15 protein-coding genes are annotated in these 16,732 nt (G+C 61.6%); 9 read left to right on the top strand and 6 right to left on the bottom strand.

The annotated features are described in order from the left end of the window. Positions 1-136 precede the first annotated feature (136 nt). From GZ093_RS06360 to radA, 4 genes are all read left to right on the top strand, one after another. The gene (locus GZ093_RS06360) at positions 137-1,381 is read left to right on the top strand and encodes a 2Fe-2S iron-sulfur cluster-binding protein (RefSeq protein WP_296483638.1); all 1,245 of its coding nucleotides are present in this window, start codon (positions 137-139) and stop codon (positions 1,379-1,381) included. A gap of 5 nt (positions 1,382-1,386) precedes the next feature. Further along, on the top strand, positions 1,387-1,965 hold the full coding sequence (locus tag GZ093_RS06365; RefSeq protein ID WP_296483641.1) for a hypothetical protein: 579 nt from the start codon (positions 1,387-1,389) through the stop codon (positions 1,963-1,965). Positions 1,966-2,106: 141 nt separating this feature from the next. Next, positions 2,107-2,688 carry a cytochrome c3 family protein gene (locus GZ093_RS06370; RefSeq protein ID WP_296483644.1) on the top strand — a complete coding sequence of 194 codons (582 nt, stop codon included), beginning with the start codon at positions 2,107-2,109 and terminating at the stop codon, positions 2,686-2,688. Between the two features lie 135 nt (positions 2,689-2,823). Then, the gene (gene radA, locus GZ093_RS06375) at positions 2,824-4,218 is read left to right on the top strand and encodes a DNA repair protein RadA (RefSeq protein ID WP_296483647.1); all 1,395 of its coding nucleotides are present in this window, start codon (positions 2,824-2,826) and stop codon (positions 4,216-4,218) included. 156 nt (positions 4,219-4,374) lie between these two features. Here the strand turns inward: radA and GZ093_RS06380 are convergent, their stop codons facing one another. After that, complete coding sequence (locus GZ093_RS06380) at positions 4,375-5,001, bottom strand: glycine zipper 2TM domain-containing protein (protein ID WP_296483650.1); 627 nt, start codon at positions 4,999-5,001, stop codon at positions 4,375-4,377. A gap of 164 nt (positions 5,002-5,165) precedes the next feature. Between GZ093_RS06380 and GZ093_RS06385 the strand changes: the two genes are divergently transcribed. The 5 genes from GZ093_RS06385 (at position 5,166) to waaF (ending at position 9,175) form a co-directional block, all read left to right on the top strand. Continuing rightward, positions 5,166-5,288, top strand: coding sequence for a hypothetical protein (locus tag GZ093_RS06385; protein ID WP_296483653.1), 123 nt, complete (start codon positions 5,166-5,168; stop codon positions 5,286-5,288). 169 nt (positions 5,289-5,457) lie between these two features. Beyond that, positions 5,458-6,861 carry a wax ester/triacylglycerol synthase domain-containing protein gene (locus GZ093_RS06390; protein ID WP_296483656.1) on the top strand — a complete coding sequence of 468 codons (1,404 nt, stop codon included), beginning with the start codon at positions 5,458-5,460 and terminating at the stop codon, positions 6,859-6,861. Positions 6,862-6,937: 76 nt separating this feature from the next. Next, positions 6,938-7,888, top strand: coding sequence for a branched-chain amino acid transaminase (locus tag GZ093_RS06395; protein WP_296483659.1), 951 nt, complete (start codon positions 6,938-6,940; stop codon positions 7,886-7,888). A 68-nt stretch (positions 7,889-7,956) separates the two neighbouring features. Continuing rightward, positions 7,957-8,160, top strand: a complete 204-nt coding sequence (locus tag GZ093_RS06400) for a zinc-finger domain-containing protein (protein ID WP_296483662.1) — start codon at positions 7,957-7,959, stop codon at positions 8,158-8,160. 25 nt (positions 8,161-8,185) lie between these two features. Then, positions 8,186-9,175 (top strand): lipopolysaccharide heptosyltransferase II, encoded by a 990-nt coding sequence (waaF, locus tag GZ093_RS06405; RefSeq protein WP_296483666.1) that lies wholly within the window; start codon positions 8,186-8,188, stop codon positions 9,173-9,175. 262 nt (positions 9,176-9,437) lie between these two features. Here the strand turns inward: waaF and GZ093_RS06410 are convergent, their stop codons facing one another. The 5 genes from GZ093_RS06410 to glgC form a co-directional block, all read right to left on the bottom strand. Continuing rightward, a complete protein-coding gene (locus tag GZ093_RS06410; RefSeq protein ID WP_296483668.1) occupies positions 9,438-10,724 on the bottom strand; it encodes an ATP-binding protein in 1,287 nt (428 codons plus the stop codon). Further along, positions 10,721-11,425, bottom strand: a complete 705-nt coding sequence (locus tag GZ093_RS06415) for a response regulator transcription factor (protein WP_296483671.1) — start codon at positions 11,423-11,425, stop codon at positions 10,721-10,723. The genes GZ093_RS06410 and GZ093_RS06415 overlap by 4 nt, the downstream gene beginning before the upstream one ends. A 68-nt stretch (positions 11,426-11,493) precedes the next feature. Then, entirely contained in the window at positions 11,494-13,941 is a 2,448-nt protein-coding gene (locus GZ093_RS06420; protein WP_296483674.1) for a glycogen/starch/alpha-glucan phosphorylase, read from the bottom strand. Between the two features lie 32 nt (positions 13,942-13,973). Continuing rightward, positions 13,974-15,458, bottom strand: a complete 1,485-nt coding sequence (glgA, locus tag GZ093_RS06425; protein ID WP_296483678.1) for a glycogen synthase GlgA — start codon at positions 15,456-15,458, stop codon at positions 13,974-13,976. Continuing rightward, complete coding sequence (gene glgC / locus GZ093_RS06430) at positions 15,455-16,726, bottom strand: glucose-1-phosphate adenylyltransferase (protein WP_296483680.1); 1,272 nt, start codon at positions 16,724-16,726, stop codon at positions 15,455-15,457. Before glgC ends, glgA begins: the two co-directional genes overlap by 4 nt. Positions 16,727-16,732 lie beyond the last annotated feature (6 nt).

The following is a 16,732-nucleotide window of genomic DNA, read 5'->3' on the forward strand; positions in this document are numbered from 1 at the left end:
GCCGCTGACGGAATGGGCGTCCCCGTGGGTTTGATCAAAATCAAACGCGCGTGGAAGGGCATTCCTAGAATGAGCCGGACAGTATCAAACTGCGGCTGCGACCGGTCGCGATGTTCAATTCATCACTAAGTTATCCGTGACCGCGCCACTGCTTCTTGCCTGCATCTGTGCGGCACTGCTGTTTCAGCTTGCGGTCGGGATCGGCGTCATGGTGTGGCGACGACGCGGTGTGGCGGCCAAGACGCCGGCCGCCGAGGGCGTCCAAACCCTGCCCGTTTCATCGGGCGCCTGGCCCGGCTGGCGCGAGTTCCGCGTGCTGCGCCGCGAATTCGAGGACGACACCCACACGCAGTGCTCCTTCTATCTTGAGCCGGCCGACGGCGCTGCGCTGCCACCGTTCAGGGCGGGCCAGTTCCTCACCTTCATGCTGCAGGTCGTCGACGCAGGCGCGCCAGGCGGGCAACGCATGATCACGCGCTGCTACTCGCTGTCCGATCGGCCGGAGCCGACGTGCTACCGCATCACCATCAAACGCATCCCGGCCCCAGCCGACCGACCGGAGGTTCCGCCCGGCGCGGCCTCGAGTCACTTTCATGACCGGATCCGCGAGGGTGATGTGCTCCAGGTCAAGGCGCCGTCGGGTCACTTCTTCATCGATCCCGACCCGCAGGTGCCGGCCGTGTTCATCGCAGGTGGCATCGGCATCACGCCGATGATGAGCATGCTGCGCTGGTGTCTGGCCGAGCAGCCCGAGCGCACGCTTCACCTCTACTACGGGGTGCGCCAAGGCGGCGAACATGCGTTCAAGCTGCAGCTCGAACAGTTGGCCAACTCGCATCCCAACTTTCGCCTGAGCGTGGTCTACAGCCGCCCGGGCCCGAACGACGTGCTGGAGCGCGACTACCAGCATGCCGGGCACGTGGACATCGATCTGCTGCGGCGGACCTTGCCGCACGGCCGGCATCAGTTCTATGTCTGCGGCCCGGCGGCCATGATGGAGAGCCTGGTGCCGGCGCTGGCCCGCTGGGGCGTGCCATTGCAGGACATCCACTTTGAAGCGTTTGGCCCGGCATCGGTGCGTTTGCCGGGTGCCACACCCCAGGCGCAGCCTGCGGGTCTGGCCGCCCCGCTCGCCATACATTTTCGCCGCTCTGGCCGCACGCTGATGTGGGACGGGCAGGACGAAACCTTGCTCGATTTCGCCGAACGACACGGCGTGGCGGTCGATTCGGGTTGCCGTTCTGGCAGTTGCGGGAGCTGCGAGACTAAGTTGCTCAGTGGCCGCGTGCGCTACGCCAACCCGCCAGAGCATGACATCGCACCAGGGCATTGCCTGCTGTGCGTGGGCATGCCGGAATCAGCCTTGGAAATTGAGGCCTGACGAGAATGAAAGCCAGACTGATTCGCCGCGAAGTCCTGCCCTTCCTGCTGTCTTTGGGCATGCTGGCGCTGGCCACCGTGTTGATCGACGCCTTGTTGCACTTGGCCAACATCGCCTGGATCGGTCGTTATCTGGGGATTCCAGGGACGCTGCTGATTCTGGGTTCATTCGGCTATTCGCTGCGCAAACGCCAGCTGATCAAATCGGGGCATCCGGTGCAGCTGCTGCGCTGGCATGAGCGCATGGCCTGGCTCGGCTCCTTGCTGGTGCTGGTGCACGCCGGCATTCATTTCAATTCGATTCTGGCCTGGCTGGCGGTCGTGGCCATGCTGATCAACGTCGCCAGCGGGCTGACCGGCAAATTTTTGCTCGACCGTTCGCGCCGGCGACTGGAAGAAGCACGGCAGAGGATGCGCCAGCACGGCATGGCCGCCGATGAACTCGACGAGCACCTGTACTGGGACAGCCTGACGTTTGACGCGGTCAAGCAGTGGCGCTCGGTTCACTTTCCGATCACGCTGGCGTTTGCCGTGCTCGCCCTGGCACACATCACGGCCGTCTTTTTATTCTGGGGCTGGAAATGAAACGCGGCTGGCTCATGGTCCTGATAGCGGCCAACCTGCTGGTGCTGGTCGTTCTGGTCTTTACCTATCCGCACCTGATGGTGAGCCCGGGTCAGGTGGTGGCGGCCCACGCCGAAATTGCCACCGACTGCTTCGCCTGCCATGCGCCGTGGCGCGGCGCGCTGCGTCAGCTGCCATGTCCTGCCCGACATCGGACTGCGCACCAGCAAGGGCGTGGCCATTGTTCAACGCACGCGCAAGACCTCGTTCCACCAGGCGCTGATCGAGCAGGACTGCATGGCCTGCCACAGCGATCACGCAGCCCCCAAACTCACCCAGCGCAGTCGCAAGCCGTTCTCGCATTTATTGCTCAAAACAGCGGTGCGCGAGCAATGCCAGAGTTGCCACCAGGCGCCGACCGACAAGCTGCACGGTCAGATCACAGGCAACTGCAATCAATGTCACAGCCAGCAAGCCTGGAAACCCGCCACGTTTGAACATGACAAATTGTTTTTGCTCGACAGGGACCACGCAGCCTCATGCGAGACCTGTCACAGCAACAACGACTACCGCCGCTACACCTGCTACGGTTGCCATGAGCACAGCCTGGACAACATACGCTCGGAGCATCAGGAAGAAGGCATTCAAAACTTCGACAATTGCGTTGAATGTCATCGCAGCGCCAAGGAGGAGCCAGAGAACAAAGGGTCGGGCAAGCGCAAGGACAAGGAAGACGACGACTGAGTCTGAATTTTTCAGAGGTGAAACTGGCTGTAGCTCCCGTCATTGCTGCATAATTTGCTATTAATAATGTAGTACGCACAAACTGGCAAGCCGGCTCCGCCGATATCTGTTTTTCCATACAGTAACATCGCCTGCATGGCCAAAGAAAAAACCGTTTACGTTTGCTCCGACTGTGGCGGCACCAGCCCCAAATGGCAAGGCAAATGCCCCAGCTGCAACGCCTGGAACACGCTGATCGAGTCGGTCGCCGAGAGCAGCGCGCCCGCCAAAAACCGCTTCGCCTCGCTGGCCAAAACAGCCGAAGTCGCCATTCTGAGCGACATTGATGCCGTGGACATGGCGCGCACGCCCACCGGTCACGAGGAGCTTGACCGGGTGCTGGGCGGCGGCATGGTCGAAGGCGGCGTGGTGCTGATCGGCGGCGACCCCGGCATTGGCAAGTCGACGCTCTTACTGCAGGCGCTCGATTCGCTGCAGCGCAGTGGCCAAAGCACTTTATATGTGACGGGCGAAGAAAGCGGCGCCCAGATCGCCCTGCGCTCGCGCCGCCTCGGGCTGGACCACTCGCAGGTGCGGGTGCTGGCCGAGATTCAGCTGGAAAAGATCCTCGCGATTCTCGATGCCACGCAGCCCGATATCGCCGTCATCGACTCGATTCAAACCGTGTATTCCGAGCAGCTCACGTCCGCCCCCGGCTCGGTGGCGCAGGTGCGCGAGTGTGCCGCGCACCTGACGCGCTACGCCAAAGCCAGCGGACGATCAGATGGGGTCACCCGAGGCCGGGCGACTTGCATTGTGCTGGTCGGTCACGTCACCAAAGATGGCGCCCTGGCCGGGCCGCGCGTGCTGGAGCACATGGTGGACACGGTGCTGTATTTCGAGGGCGACACGCATTCGAGTTTTCGGCTGGTGCGCGCCATCAAGAACCGTTTTGGCGCGGTCAACGAGATTGGCGTGTTTGCCATGACCGAAAAAGGTCTCAAGGGCGTCTCCAACCCGAGCGCCATTTTCCTGAGCCAGCACGCCGAGCCGGTGCCCGGCAGTTGCGTGATGGTGACGCTGGAGGGCACACGGCCGATGCTGGTGGAAATTCAAGCGCTGGTCGACAGCGGTGGGCCCTCACCCCGGCGTTTGAGTGTCGGGCTGGACAAAGACCGCCTCGCCATGCTGCTGGCGGTGCTGCACCGCCACGCCGGGGTTGCCTGCATGGATCAGGACGTGTTTGTGAATGCGGTAGGCGGCGTGCGCATCTCTGAGCCCGCTGCTGACTTGGCGGTGCTGCTGGCGATCACGTCGAGCTTGCGCGGCAAGCCGCTACCGAAAGGATTTTTTGCCTTTGGCGAGGTCGGCCTGGCCGGCGAAATACGGCCAGCGCCGCGCGGGCAGGAACGGCTCAAAGAAGCGGCCAAGCTCGGTTTCAGCGTGGCGCTGGTGCCCAAGGCCAATGCGCCGAAAAAGCCGATTGAAGGCTTGACGATTCATGCGGTGGAGCGGGTCGAGCAAGCCATGGACGTGGTGCGCGGGCTGTAGTTGCTTGATGCCAATGCCGCCCGAGGCTTGACGCGTCACGGATTGCAGGTGATTTAGGCCTTCAGCCCGCGACTGTATTGCCTCTTATGCTATATTATTTATAGCAATGTCCTGGCATGGGCAGATTCCTGGGGCACTTTGAATCTGCGCACCCCTTCATTGGCGAACGATGCTGTTGCCGGAGTTTCTGACGGCATCGCCGGTTCTGAAGCCAGGGTCCTGCTCGAAGTTGAAGCTGTGCTTGCGCCCATCCTGATACTGCACGCTGACGGTCCACACCTTGCGCGATTTGACGTTTTCTTCAATCTTTTGACCCGCATAAGCACCGCCCGCGGCACCGGCAACCGTGGCCAGGTCCTTGCCCATGCCGCCGCCCACCTGGTGGCCCAGCACGGCGCCAGCGACGCCGCCCGCGATCAGGCCCACGGCGCTGCCTTCGCCTTTTTGCGTGCTCACGTTGACCGCGGTCACCCGGGCGCAGTCCGGGCAGCCGACTTGCGCTTTGTGCGCCGGGGCGGGGCTGGCGGCCTGGGCTCCACGGTGCGCCTTGGCCGCGGCCATGGCTTTGTCGTACTCGCTCTTGGCGTCGCGCCGGCATTGCAGGCGCGCCGCGGACGACGCCTCGTCATTGCAGTTCTTCTTGTCGGCGGCATAAAGTGCCTGCGCCTGCCGACTCTCGGCCGCGTACTGGGCTTTGGGCGACAGCGTGGTTTGGGCCAGCGCGCTCACGGCCAGGCCGGAAAAAATCAGCCCGCAAGTCATTGTCCACACAGTTTTATTCATTAAATTGATTCCTGGGATGTAAGAGAAACGCCATTGCTCGGTTGGGCAATAACAGGTGAAGCATAGCGCGTGCGCGTGCGCGTGCCAAATTGAAGGCGGGAGCGCTTTAAGACTTGCTTAATCTGCCGCTTCTACGATGACGCCCTCTGAAGGTGCCATTAGCCATGTCGACCACTGCAAACCCAAACCCAAACCCAAATGTCAAGATTCTGGTGTGGGACGCGCCGGTGCGGGTTTATCGCTGGCTGCTGGCGTTGACCCTTGGCATGGGCGGCACCGGCTGGTGAATTGCGGCGGTGTTTGGCGCCCGGGTGCAGGTGAGTCGTTCCGAGCGCCTGGGTGGCCTGGCGGTGACGTTGGGCTGGCCGCGCTGAAAAGTCAACCCCAATGACTCGAATGAAAGAGCCGGGATGACGCAAAATGGAGCCTTCCATTGCAGCGCAAGAACGAGGCACCATGAGCAAATTGTCGTTACTGGATCTTGCGTTTTTCATCGCCGAGACGCAGGCGAGCCCCAAGCATGTGGCGGGCCTGCTGATGTGCCAGCGTCCAGCCAATGCAACGCCCGCCTTTGCAAAAAATCTGTACCGTGAATTACTGACGTTTACCGATGTCAAGGCACCGTTCAATCGCGTCATCAAGTTTTCATTGACCGCCATGCCGCACTGGCAGTACAGCCACACGGTCGATCTGAAGCAGCACATTTTTTATCACAAGCTCGCCAGCGGCTGCAATGACCGGCAAGCGTTGTACGACTTTGTCGCGACGCTGCACCAGCCCATGCTGGACCGCTCCCGCCCCTTGTGGGAGGTGCATGTGATTGACGGCCTCGATATTGACCAGAAAAAAGCTTACTTTGCGCTGTATCAAAAAATGCACCACGCGTGCGCCGATGGCATCACGATGTCGCGCTGGACGTCAGAGAGCATGGCGCACACGCCCGATGATCTGGAGCTGACACCGGTGTGGACCCAAAAACACGGTGGCCATGGCGACCGCAGCAAACAGGCCATGCAGCAATTGATGCAATCGTTGTGGAAGGACGTGGGCGGCACCACGCTGCGATTCCTGGGCATCGCCCGGCTGGCGACCATGCTGTTGCTGGAGAGTGTCAAGCTCACCAAGAACGCGATTGCCCTGCCATTCGTCTCAACCGCCAGGACGCCGTTGACCGGGCAGGTGACGGCCGGCCGGCAGTTTGCCAGCGCTGGCGTGTCGATGGCGCGGGTGAATCAGATTCGCGAACGAACCCGTTCCACCGTCAACCATGTGGCGCTGACCTGCCTGGATGGCGCCTTGCACCGCTATCTCAAGGATCAAGGGGTGGAGCTCAAGCGCCCGATCACGATCCAGATGCCGGTCAACCTGCGCAAAGAAGGCGAGAAGACGGCGGGCAACAAGATCGGCATCATCCAGGTGGAGTTGTCGGCGCCCACCGACGACCCCTATGTGCGGCTGCGCAACATCGGGTTTTCACTGCGCAATGTGCGCACCATGATCGACAGCGTGGCGCCCGAGGCGATCGAGTCTTACACCATCATCACCGCGCTGGTGGCGCAGATTGCAGAACTGCTCCAACTCAGCAACACGCTGCCCCCGATGGGCAACACCCTGGTCTCCAACGTGCCGGGGCCCAAAAAATATTTGTACATCAAAGGCGCCAAGGTGGAGGAGATGCACCCCATCAGCACCCTGCCGCCCAGCAATCTGCTCAACATCACGCTGTTCAGCTACGCCGGGGAGCTGTTCTTTGGCCTGATCGCCACCGATGAATTGCCCAATTTGCAGCGTTTGGGCGACTACGTGCAAGAGGCTTTTGCCGAACTGGAGAGTTCTGTGCGCGACGCCCATGCGGCCTGAACGCGAGCTAGCCGCTGCGGGCTCGTAAAATCAATTTTTTACAGAATCTGCAAGCCCAATTTTTGAGGAGACACTGATGAACCCTGTACCCCCTTCGATGGCGGACCGAGACGGAAAAATCTGGATGGACGGCCAGATGGTCGAGTGGCGCGACGCCAAGATCCATGTGCTCACCCATACCCTGCATTACGGCTGTGGCGTTTTTGAGGGCGTGCGCGCCTATAACGCCGTTGGCGGCACCGCCATATTCCGGCTCGAAGAGCACACCGAACGCCTTTTCAACAGCGCCAAGATCCTGCGCATGAAGATTCCGTTCAGCATGGACGAGGTGCTGGCGGCGCAAAAGGCCGTGGTGCGCGAGAACAAGTTGGAGGGCGGCTACATCCGCCCCTTGAGCTGGATTGGCGACAAGAAATTGGGCGTTTCCCCCAAAGGCAACACCATTCATCTGATGGTGGCCGCCTGGCCATGGGGCGCCTATCTGGGCGAAGAAGGCATGAAGCGCGGCATTCGGGTCAAGACCAGCAGCTTCACGCGCCACCACGTCAACATCACCATGACGCAAGCCAAGGCGGTGAGCAACTACAGCAACTCGATTCTGGCCAACCTGGAAGTCACCGACGAGGGTTATGACGAGGCGCTGATGCTCGACTGCTCGGGCTTTGTGGCAGAGGGCCCCGGCGAGAACGTCTTTGTCGTCAAAGACGGCGTGGTGTACACGCCCGACCTGTCCTCGGGCGCGCTCAACGGCATCACCCGCAACACCATTTTGCACATTGCGAAGGACCTGGGGCTGGAGGTTATCCAAAAGCGCATCACCCGCGACGAGTTCTATATTTGTGATGAGGCCTTCTTCACCGGCACGGCCGCTGAAGTCACCCCGATTCGCGAACTCGACCGCATCGAACTGGGCAGAGACGACTATGTTGGCAGCCGCGGCCCGATCACCGAAAAAATCCAGAGCGCGTTCTTTGACATCGTCAATGGCCGCAACCCCAAGTACGCGCATTGGCTGAGTAGAGTTTGAGACCTTGCGGGACAGACCGCAGTGACGCGAAGCGCACCAGCTCTGTCCCCAACCATTTAAGGAAGAATATGAACAAATCCGTTGTCGAACTCCTGGCCCAGGACCTCAACCACCAAGGTGGCGTGTACTGCCCCAGCCCCAAGGCTGACATGAAACTCTGGAGCAGCCACCCCAAGGTTTACCTGGACGTGGCCCACACCGGTGAGGCCAAGTGCCCGTATTGCGGCACGGTTTACAAACTCAAGGCGGGTGAGCATTTCGCCGGGCACTGAAGGATCGGGGGCTCCCCCCCATTCTTTGATCATCGCCCCCCAATGGATTGGGGACGCGGTGATGACCGAGCCGCTCTTGCGCCACCTGCAGGGGCGCGGCGAGCGTCTCACGGTCGGCGCGCTGCCCTGGGTGGCGCCGGTGTACCGACTGATGCCCCAGGTGGCCGAGGTCATTGAGCTGCCCTTCGCCCACGGCGGTCTGCAACTCAAGGCTAGGGGCCGCTTGGCCCGGCAACTCGCTGGCCGTTTTGACATGGCCTATATTTGCCCGAACTCCCTGAAAAGCGCCTTGCTGCCGCTGTTGGCGGGTATTCCAAAGCGGGTGGGTTACCTCGGCGAAGCCCGGATCGGTCTGCTGACCCATCGCCTGAAAAACCCGCCCAAGGCCCGGCGCCCGCCGATGGTGGCGTTTTACTCGGCGCTCAGCGGTGCGACCGACGCAGTCAACGACCGACCGCAACTGCAGATGAATGCGGCGGAGGTTGACACCGCCCTGGCGGCGCTGGATTTGCAGCGCGGCGGCTATGACGTGTTTGCCCCCGGGGCCGAATACGGCCCGGCCAAGCGCTGGCCGACCGGGCATTTTGCCGAGCTGGCCCAGCGTCTTGAACTGCCGGTCGTGCTGCTGGGTTCGGCCAAAGAACGCGACTTGTGCGAAGAAATCGCTGACTTGGTCAACACCGAGCAGCCCGGCAAGTGCCGCAACCTTGCCGGTGAAACCTCGCTCGCCCAGGCGTTCAGCGTTACCGCCGCTGCCAACTGCCTTGTCAGCAATGACTCCGGCCTGATGCATGTGGGCGCCGCCTTGGGTGTGCGGCAAGTGGCCATCTTTGGCTCCAGCAGCCCGCTGCACACGCCGCCCCTGAATGACCGCGCCACCGTGCTGTGGCTGAAAAACGATGCAAGTTACCAGCCGCCGCTGGACTGCGCGCCTTGCTTTGAGCGCGAATGTCCGCTTGGGCACACGCGCTGTCTGGTGGATATCACGGCCGCCAATGTGCTATTAAAAATATAGCTCTACACTCAATGTAGACGAGGGCTGCGGCCTGTTTTTACATAAAAAAAGCCACCCGAAGGTGGCTGTGAAAAAGTTCCCGAGGGAACCTCGTTGGATGCGGTGAAGGTCTGAATGCCTGCCTACCGACTGACCGAACCCCAACGCTTATGCACTGTGACAGCAGTTGGGAAGACTGTACCGGGACTTCAAGTCAGGCGCTATCCCCCATTTGGGGGATAGCGCTGCTGTTTTTGCAGATAAACGTCACTTCTTGCGACTTTTATCGAGAGCGGAGCGGCGCCAGCGGCAAGTGAATGACAAAGCAGGCACCGCCCTCGCCATCGGGGCGATTTTCGCAAGACACCGTGCCACCATGGCGCAGCGCGATGGATTTCACCAGGGCCAGACCCAGACCGACGCCTCCGTCGCGCTCCGTCGCGCCAGGCAAACGGTAAAAGGGCTCGAAAATCCGCTCCCGTAACGCGGTTGGAACACCCGGGCCATGGTCACAGACACTGATGATGGCCTGGCTGTCGGTCTTGCGCAGTGCCACCTTGATCTCGCCCGCGGCATGGCGGCGCGCATTCTCCAGCAAGTTGCGCACCGCGCGACGCAGCAATTTGGTGACCCCTTGCACCGGCAGGTCGCTTGGCCCGGTCGACTCGGCTGCCGGGTCGCTCACCATTTGTACATCGAGCTCGGCGTTGACCCGCGCGCATTCCTCCGCTGCCAGGCCAATCAGGTCAACCGATTCAACCGTGCCCAGGTCGGCTTCGCGCGCATCCAGGCGGCTGGCCAGCAGGATCTCTTCAATCAACTGGTCCAGTTCATTGATGTTGCGTGAGATCTCGCTTTTGAATGCCGGCGACGACGGTGCGCCCATCAACTCCAGTCCCATCCGAATGCGGGTCAGCGGCGAGCGCAACTCATGCGAGGCGTTGGCGAGCAATGATTTTTGCGATGCCAGCAACGATTCATGCGACTTGACCAGGGTCTCGATGCGCTGGGCTGCGTGGTTGAAGCGTGCGCCCAGAAAGGCCACCTCGTCGGTGCCAGCTTCCGGCACGCGGATCGAAAGGTCGCCTTCGCCCCACTTCTCCACACCGTTTTGCAGCAACTCCAGGCGCCGCGTGAGCTTGCGAATGATCGGGTAGGTGGCAAGTGCCACGGCGAGGCCGACCAGGGCCAGGGTCCAGAAAAATCCAAAGGGCAAGCGACCCCAGGGCGGCGGTGGTGGGCGTGGCAGTTGCAGGTGCACAATTTCCCCGTCGTTCATCACCACGACAAACTCGGGGTCGAAGCCATACTGGCTGTAGGGCAAGAGCCAGCGATCCTGCGTATCGGGCGCCCGGTCGCCATGCTCCCCAAAGCCGATGTCCGGTGGCCGCCGCATGCGGGCGTGCCCATTGCCTATGATTTTGCCGAGATGGTCGCGGATGACCACATTGCGCAGCGGCGGCTCTGCGGTCAGGCGCCAGGCCCAACCCACCAACAGGGTCAATACCGCCAGCGCCAGCACCACGGCCAGCCAGATACGCACATACAGTTTTTTAAAACACTTGCTCATTCTTGCTGGCGCGCAAACACATAGCCGACGCCGCGCACCGTCAGGATGCGCTTGGGATCCTTGGCATCGAGTTCGATCGCGGCGCGGATGCGGCCCATGTGCACGTCAATCGAACGGTCAAACGCGTCCAGTTCTCGCCCGCGCACCGCTTCCATGATCTGGTCGCGCGTGAGCACCCGCCCGGCGCGCTCGGCCAACGCCACCAGAAGATCAAACTGGTAAGAGGTCAAGTCGCAGGGTTGGCCCGCCACGCTGACGGAGCGGGCGTCGCGGTCAATTTCGAGTGAGCCAAAATGCAGCTGTGTTTCAACTTTTGGCGCGCCCTCCACATGGCGGCGCAACACGGCGCGAATGCGGGCCAGCAACTCGCGGGGCTCAAACGGTTTTGGCAGGTAGTCGTCAGCACCGATTTCCAGCCCGATGATGCGGTCCATGGGGTCGCCCTTGGCGGTCAACATCAGCACGGGTATTTGCGCCATGGCCCCGGGCAGAGCGCGGATGCGCCGACATACCTCCAGCCCGTCCATGTCAGGCAGCATCAGGTCCAGGATGACCAGGTCAGGCGGGCTGGCTTGCAGCTGGCTCAGCCCCGTTTGGCCATCGCCAGCATGGCTCACTGCAAAGCCTGACTGCCCCAGGTATTCACTGACCATCTGGGCCAGGCGCGCGTCGTCTTCGATCATCAATAGGTTTTGGGTCATAGGGGCAGTCTAGGTCCGGGTCGAAGCAAGCGCTTGAAGTGTCAGTAAAGTTGCAGTAAACGAGGCCGCTACTGTATCGGCTTCACGCCCCAGATGTCGGTGGCGTATTCACGAATCGTGCGGTCCGAAGAGAAGGGCCCCATGCCCGCAACATTCAGAATTGCGCTGCGTGTCCATGCTGCCGGGTGCCGATAGAGGTCGTCCACCTTGTCCTGGCTGGCACAGTAGTCGCCGTAGTCGGCCAACAGCTGGTAGTAATCGGTCTCCAGCAGTGTATTGACCACATCACGGTAACGCTCGGGTTCCTCAGGCGAAAAAGCGCCTTCAGTGAGGCGGTCAATGGCCAGCTTCAGATCAAAATTACCCTCGTAGTAGCCGCGCGGCTGATAGCCGTAGCCGCGCAGTTCGGTCACTTTGTCGGCACGGTTGCCAAAGACAAAAATATTGTCCAGGCCCACGTTCTCGGCAATCTCGATGTTGGCGCCGTCCCAGGTGCCAATGGTGAGGGCGCCATTGAGGGCAAATTTCATGTTGCCGGTGCCCGAGGCCTCGGTGCCGGCGGTTGAAATCTGCTCGGACAAATTCGCCGCGGGGATGATGATTTCCGCCAGCGAAACCCGGTAATTGGGGATGAAGACGACGCGCAACAGCGAGCCGATCAGGGGGTCGTTGTTGATGACGCGCGCCACGTCATTGATCAACCGGATGATGAGCTTGGCCATGTAATAGGCCGAGGCCGCCTTGCCGGCAAAGATCACGGTGCGCGGCACCCAGTTGGCGTGGGGTTGCGCCAGGATACGGTGGTAGCGGGTGATGACGTGCAGCACATTGAGCAGCTGGCGTTTGTATTCGTGCATGCGTTTGACCTGCACGTCAAACAGACTGTGCGGATCCACGATGACGCCCGGGCTGCGCGCGATCAGCTCCGTCAGCCGGCGCTTGTTCTGCTGCTTGGCCAGCCGAAAGGCGTTTTGAAATTCCGGCTCATCGGCCAGATCGCGCAACTGCGCCAGCTGGTCCAGATCACGCCGCCAGTCTGGGCCAATGCGGCTGTCGATCAGGGCCGACAGCGACGGGTTGGCCTGCGACAGCCAGCGGCGCGGGGTGATGCCGTTGGTCTTGTTGCAAAAGCGGTCTGGATACATCTGCACAAAATCAGAAAAAATGGTGTCCACCATCAGTTGGCTGTGCAGCGCCGATACGCCATTGACCTTGTGGCTGGCCAACACCGACAGATGGGCCATGCGCACCCGGCGCGTGCCGCGTTCTTCGATCAGCGAGATGCGGCGTAAGAGGGCGTGGTCGTCCGGAAAGCGCGCATGAACTTCGGCCAGAAAGCGGGCGTTGATGTCAAAGATCAAACCCATGTGACGGGGCAGCACGCGGCTCAGCAGGTCCACCTGCCAGGTCTCCAGGGCCTCTTCCATCAGGGTGTGATTGGTGTAGGAGAAGATGCGCGTGCACAGGCTCCAGGCGGATTCCCAGTCCAGCTGGTGTTCGTCCAGCAGCAGTCGCATCAACTCAGGCACGGCCAGCGCCGGATGCGTGTCGTTGAGGTGAATGGCCACCTTGTCGGCGAGTTGCTCCAGACCGTTATGGCTTTTGAGATGACGCCGCAAAATATCCTGCAGCGAGGCGCTGACAAAAAAGTATTCCTGGCGCAGGCGCAACTCATGGCCGTGTTCGGTGCGGTCGTCCGGGTACAGCACGCGCGAGACATTTTCCGACTGGTTTTTTGCCTCCACCGCCTGGATGTAATCGCCCCGGTTAAAGGCATCGAGGTTGACGCCGCCACTGGCACGCGCCGACCACAGGCGCATGGTGACCACGCTGCGCATCTGGTGGCCCGGCACGCCGCTGTCGTAGGCGGTGGCAATCACGTCTTCGGTATCCACCCACTGGGAGTGGCCGTTTTGCGGCACCAGGTGCCCGCCAAACCGAACGGTGTAACTGAACTCAGGGCGCATGAATTCCCACGGATAGCCATTGACCAGCCAGTAGTCGGGCTCTTCGACCTGCTGGCCTTTCACGATGCGCTGGGCAAACATGCCATATTCATAACGGATGCCGTAGCCCATGCCGGGCAGGCCCAGCGTGGCCATCGAGTCCAGAAAACAGGCCGCCAGACGACCCAGGCCACCATTGCCCAGGCCGGCATCGGGCTCCAGGTCGATCAGGGCGTCAAAGTCGGCACCCAGCAGGGCGCAGGCCTGTTTGACCGGCTCGTAGATGTCGGCCGCCATCATGGCGTTGGTCAGGGCGCGACCGGTGAGGAATTCGAGCGACAGGTAGTAGACCCGCTTGGCATCCTGCTCTTCGGCCTGGGCCAGCGACTCGCGCCAGCCGTCCATGATGCGGTCGCGCACGGCATGAAACACGGCAAACAGCCAGTCGCGCTGGGTGGCCGAGCGCAGGTCCTTGCCGACCTGGTAAACCAGGCGGTTCGAGATGGAGCGGCGCAAGGCTTCAACGCTGTTGGTCGGCTTGTCAAACTGGAAAATGGGGGTGGCGGGCATGGTGAATGGCTCTGGAAAGATACACAGGTGAATTATTTTGCGCTGGGCCGCAATGATTGGTACATGGCCAGGTAGTGCAGCGCGGCAGTGTGCCAGTCAAAGCGCAGGCGCATGCCGCGCTGTTGCACTGCCGACCAGTCGTCGGGGCGTCGAAACAGGGCAAAGGCGCGGCGCACGGCGCCGAGCAAGCCGGCCGGGCTCATGTCGTCAAACACAAAGCCTGTGGCACTGCCTTCGTCAAGATTTTCCAGGGTGCAATCGACGACGGTATCGGCCAGACCGCCGATCCGGCGCACCAGTGGCAAGGTGCCGTAGCGCAAAGCGTAGAGCTGGGTCAGGCCGCACGGCTCAAACTCCGAGGGCACCAGTATGACATCGGCGCCAGCGATGACGGCGTGGGCGGTGGGCTCGTCGTAGCCAATGCGCACGCCGACCTGACCGGGGTGCCGCACTGCCGCATCGACAAAGGCCTGCTCCAGCGCCAAGTCACCCTGGCCCAGCAAGGCCAGCTGCCCACCGCGTTGCACCAACTCAGCCAGCACCTGGGGCAGCAGATGCAGACCCTTTTGTGGCGTCAAGCGACTAACGACGCCAAATACCAGGGCGGCCGGCCGCGGCTCCAGCGAAAATTTGGCTTGAAGTGCTGATTTGGCGAGGGTTTTGCCCTGCAACTTGTCCGCATCAAAGCGCGCAGGCAGCAGAGCATCATTGGCCGGGTTCCATACCTGGTCATCCACGCCATTGAGAACGCCTGACAACGCGTTGGCACGCTCGCGCAGCAGGCCGTCAAGACCGTGGCCTTGCGCCGGCGCCATGATTTCGCGGGCATAAGTCGGGCTGACCGTGGTGATGCGGTCCGCGTACCGAAGCGCTGCTTTCATGAAGGAAACCCGGCCAAAAAACTCAATGCCATTGACATCAAGCCAGGCCTTGGGCAGGCCCAGCCGGGCAAATTCAGCCGCTGGAAACAAGCCTTGATACGCCAGGTTGTGAATGGTGAAAACTGTCGCTGGCGTGTCTTGATTGGCCTCGGCAAAGGCCCGTACATAGGCCGGGGTCAGGCCGGCGTGCCAGTCATGGCAGTGGATGACATCTGGCAGCCAGTCTGGATCCAGCCCTCGCCCTAAGGCAGCCCCGGCCCATCCCAGCGCCGCGAACCGAACGGCGTTGTCGGCCCAGTCCTGGCCATCCGATCCAACATAAGGGTTGCCCGGACGGTCATACAACGCCGGCGCTTGAACCAGATAGACCGGAAGCTCAAAGCCGGGCAGGGTGATTAGCGTCAGGCTGGCGGGGGGCAGGTCAGGGGCCTGGCCCCAAGGCATCTGGCCCTCAGGCAAGGGGGCAATGGGCCGCGTTGAGATGACCTGGTCGCTGATGGCCGGGAACGCCGGCAGCAGCAAGCGCACCTCGCAGCCCAAAGCCTGCAGAGCCGGGGCCAGACCGGCACTGACATCGGCCAACCCGCCGGTCTTGAGAAACGGAAACAGCTCAGTGCAAACGTACAGAACCTTCATGCTTGACCCAAGCGCAAGGCCTCCAGCATGGCCACTGTGACCAGCACCACGCCCTCGGGGCTCACATGAAAACGACGCGCATCCTCCTCGGCGTCAAAGCCAATGGTCATGCCCGCAGGAATATGGCAGCCTTCGTCAACCACCACCTTGCGTAAGCGGCAGTGCCGGGCGACATCTGCGTCCGGCAGCAGAACCGACTCTTCCACGCTGCAGTAGGAGTGCAGGTGCACGCCTGTAAACAAGACGGAGCGCCTTACCTGCGCGCCCGACACAATGCAGCCCCCGGAAACCAGCGAATCAACCGCCATGCCACGGCGCCCTTCATCATCAAAGACAAACTTGGCCGGTGGCGAGGTCGGCTGGTAAGTCCAGATGGGCCATTCCTTGTCATAGAGATCGAGCTGGGGAATGGTGGCTGTGAGATCGATATTGGCAGCCCAGTAGGCATCGACGGTGCCGACATCGCGCCAATAAGACGGGTCCTCCGGACTGGGTTTGACGCACGACAGGTCAAACGAGTGGGCCATGGCCTCGCCGCGTGCCACCATGGCCGGAATCAGGTCTTTGCCGAAGTCGTGGTCGGAGGCAGGATTTTCAATATCGGCCTGCAAGGCGGCAAACAGGTAGTCGGCGTCAAATACATAGACGCCCATGCTGGCCAGCGCGCGCCCCGGCTGGTCCAGCATGGGTTGGGGGTGGGCCGGCTTCTCATCAAAACGGGTGATGTGGCGCGTGGCATCAACGGTCATGACGCCGAAGGCGCTTGCCTCGGTCAGTGGCACCTCAACACAGGCCACGGTGCAGGGGCCGCCCAGGGCCACGTGGTCTTCAATCAGGCTGGCGTAATTCATTTTGTACACGTGGTCCCCCGCCAACACCAAAATATATTTGGGATCGTGTTCGCGCAGGATGTCGATATTTTGATAGACGGCATCCGCCGTGCCCCGGTACCATGAGGCTTCGTCAACGCGCTGCTGGGCGGGCAGCAAATCGATGAACTCATTGACTTCGCTGCGCAAAAACGACCAGCCATGCTGCAAATGGCGCAGCAGGCTATGCGACTTGTACTGCGTCAACACGCCGATGCGGTGCAGCCCCGAGTTGACACAATTGGAAAGCACAAAATCGATGATCCGGAACTTGCCGCCAAAGTGCACCGCCGGTTTGGCGCAATTTTCGGTCAGGTCCTGCAAGCGCGAGCCACGCCCCCCCGCCAATACGAGGGCGATGGTTCGACGGACCGGGCGGTGATGAGCACTGTCTTTCATGAAAAC

This window comes from Rhodoferax sp. (assembly GCF_010365055.1).
Taxonomy (GTDB): Bacteria; Pseudomonadota; Gammaproteobacteria; order Burkholderiales; family Burkholderiaceae_C; genus Rhodoferax.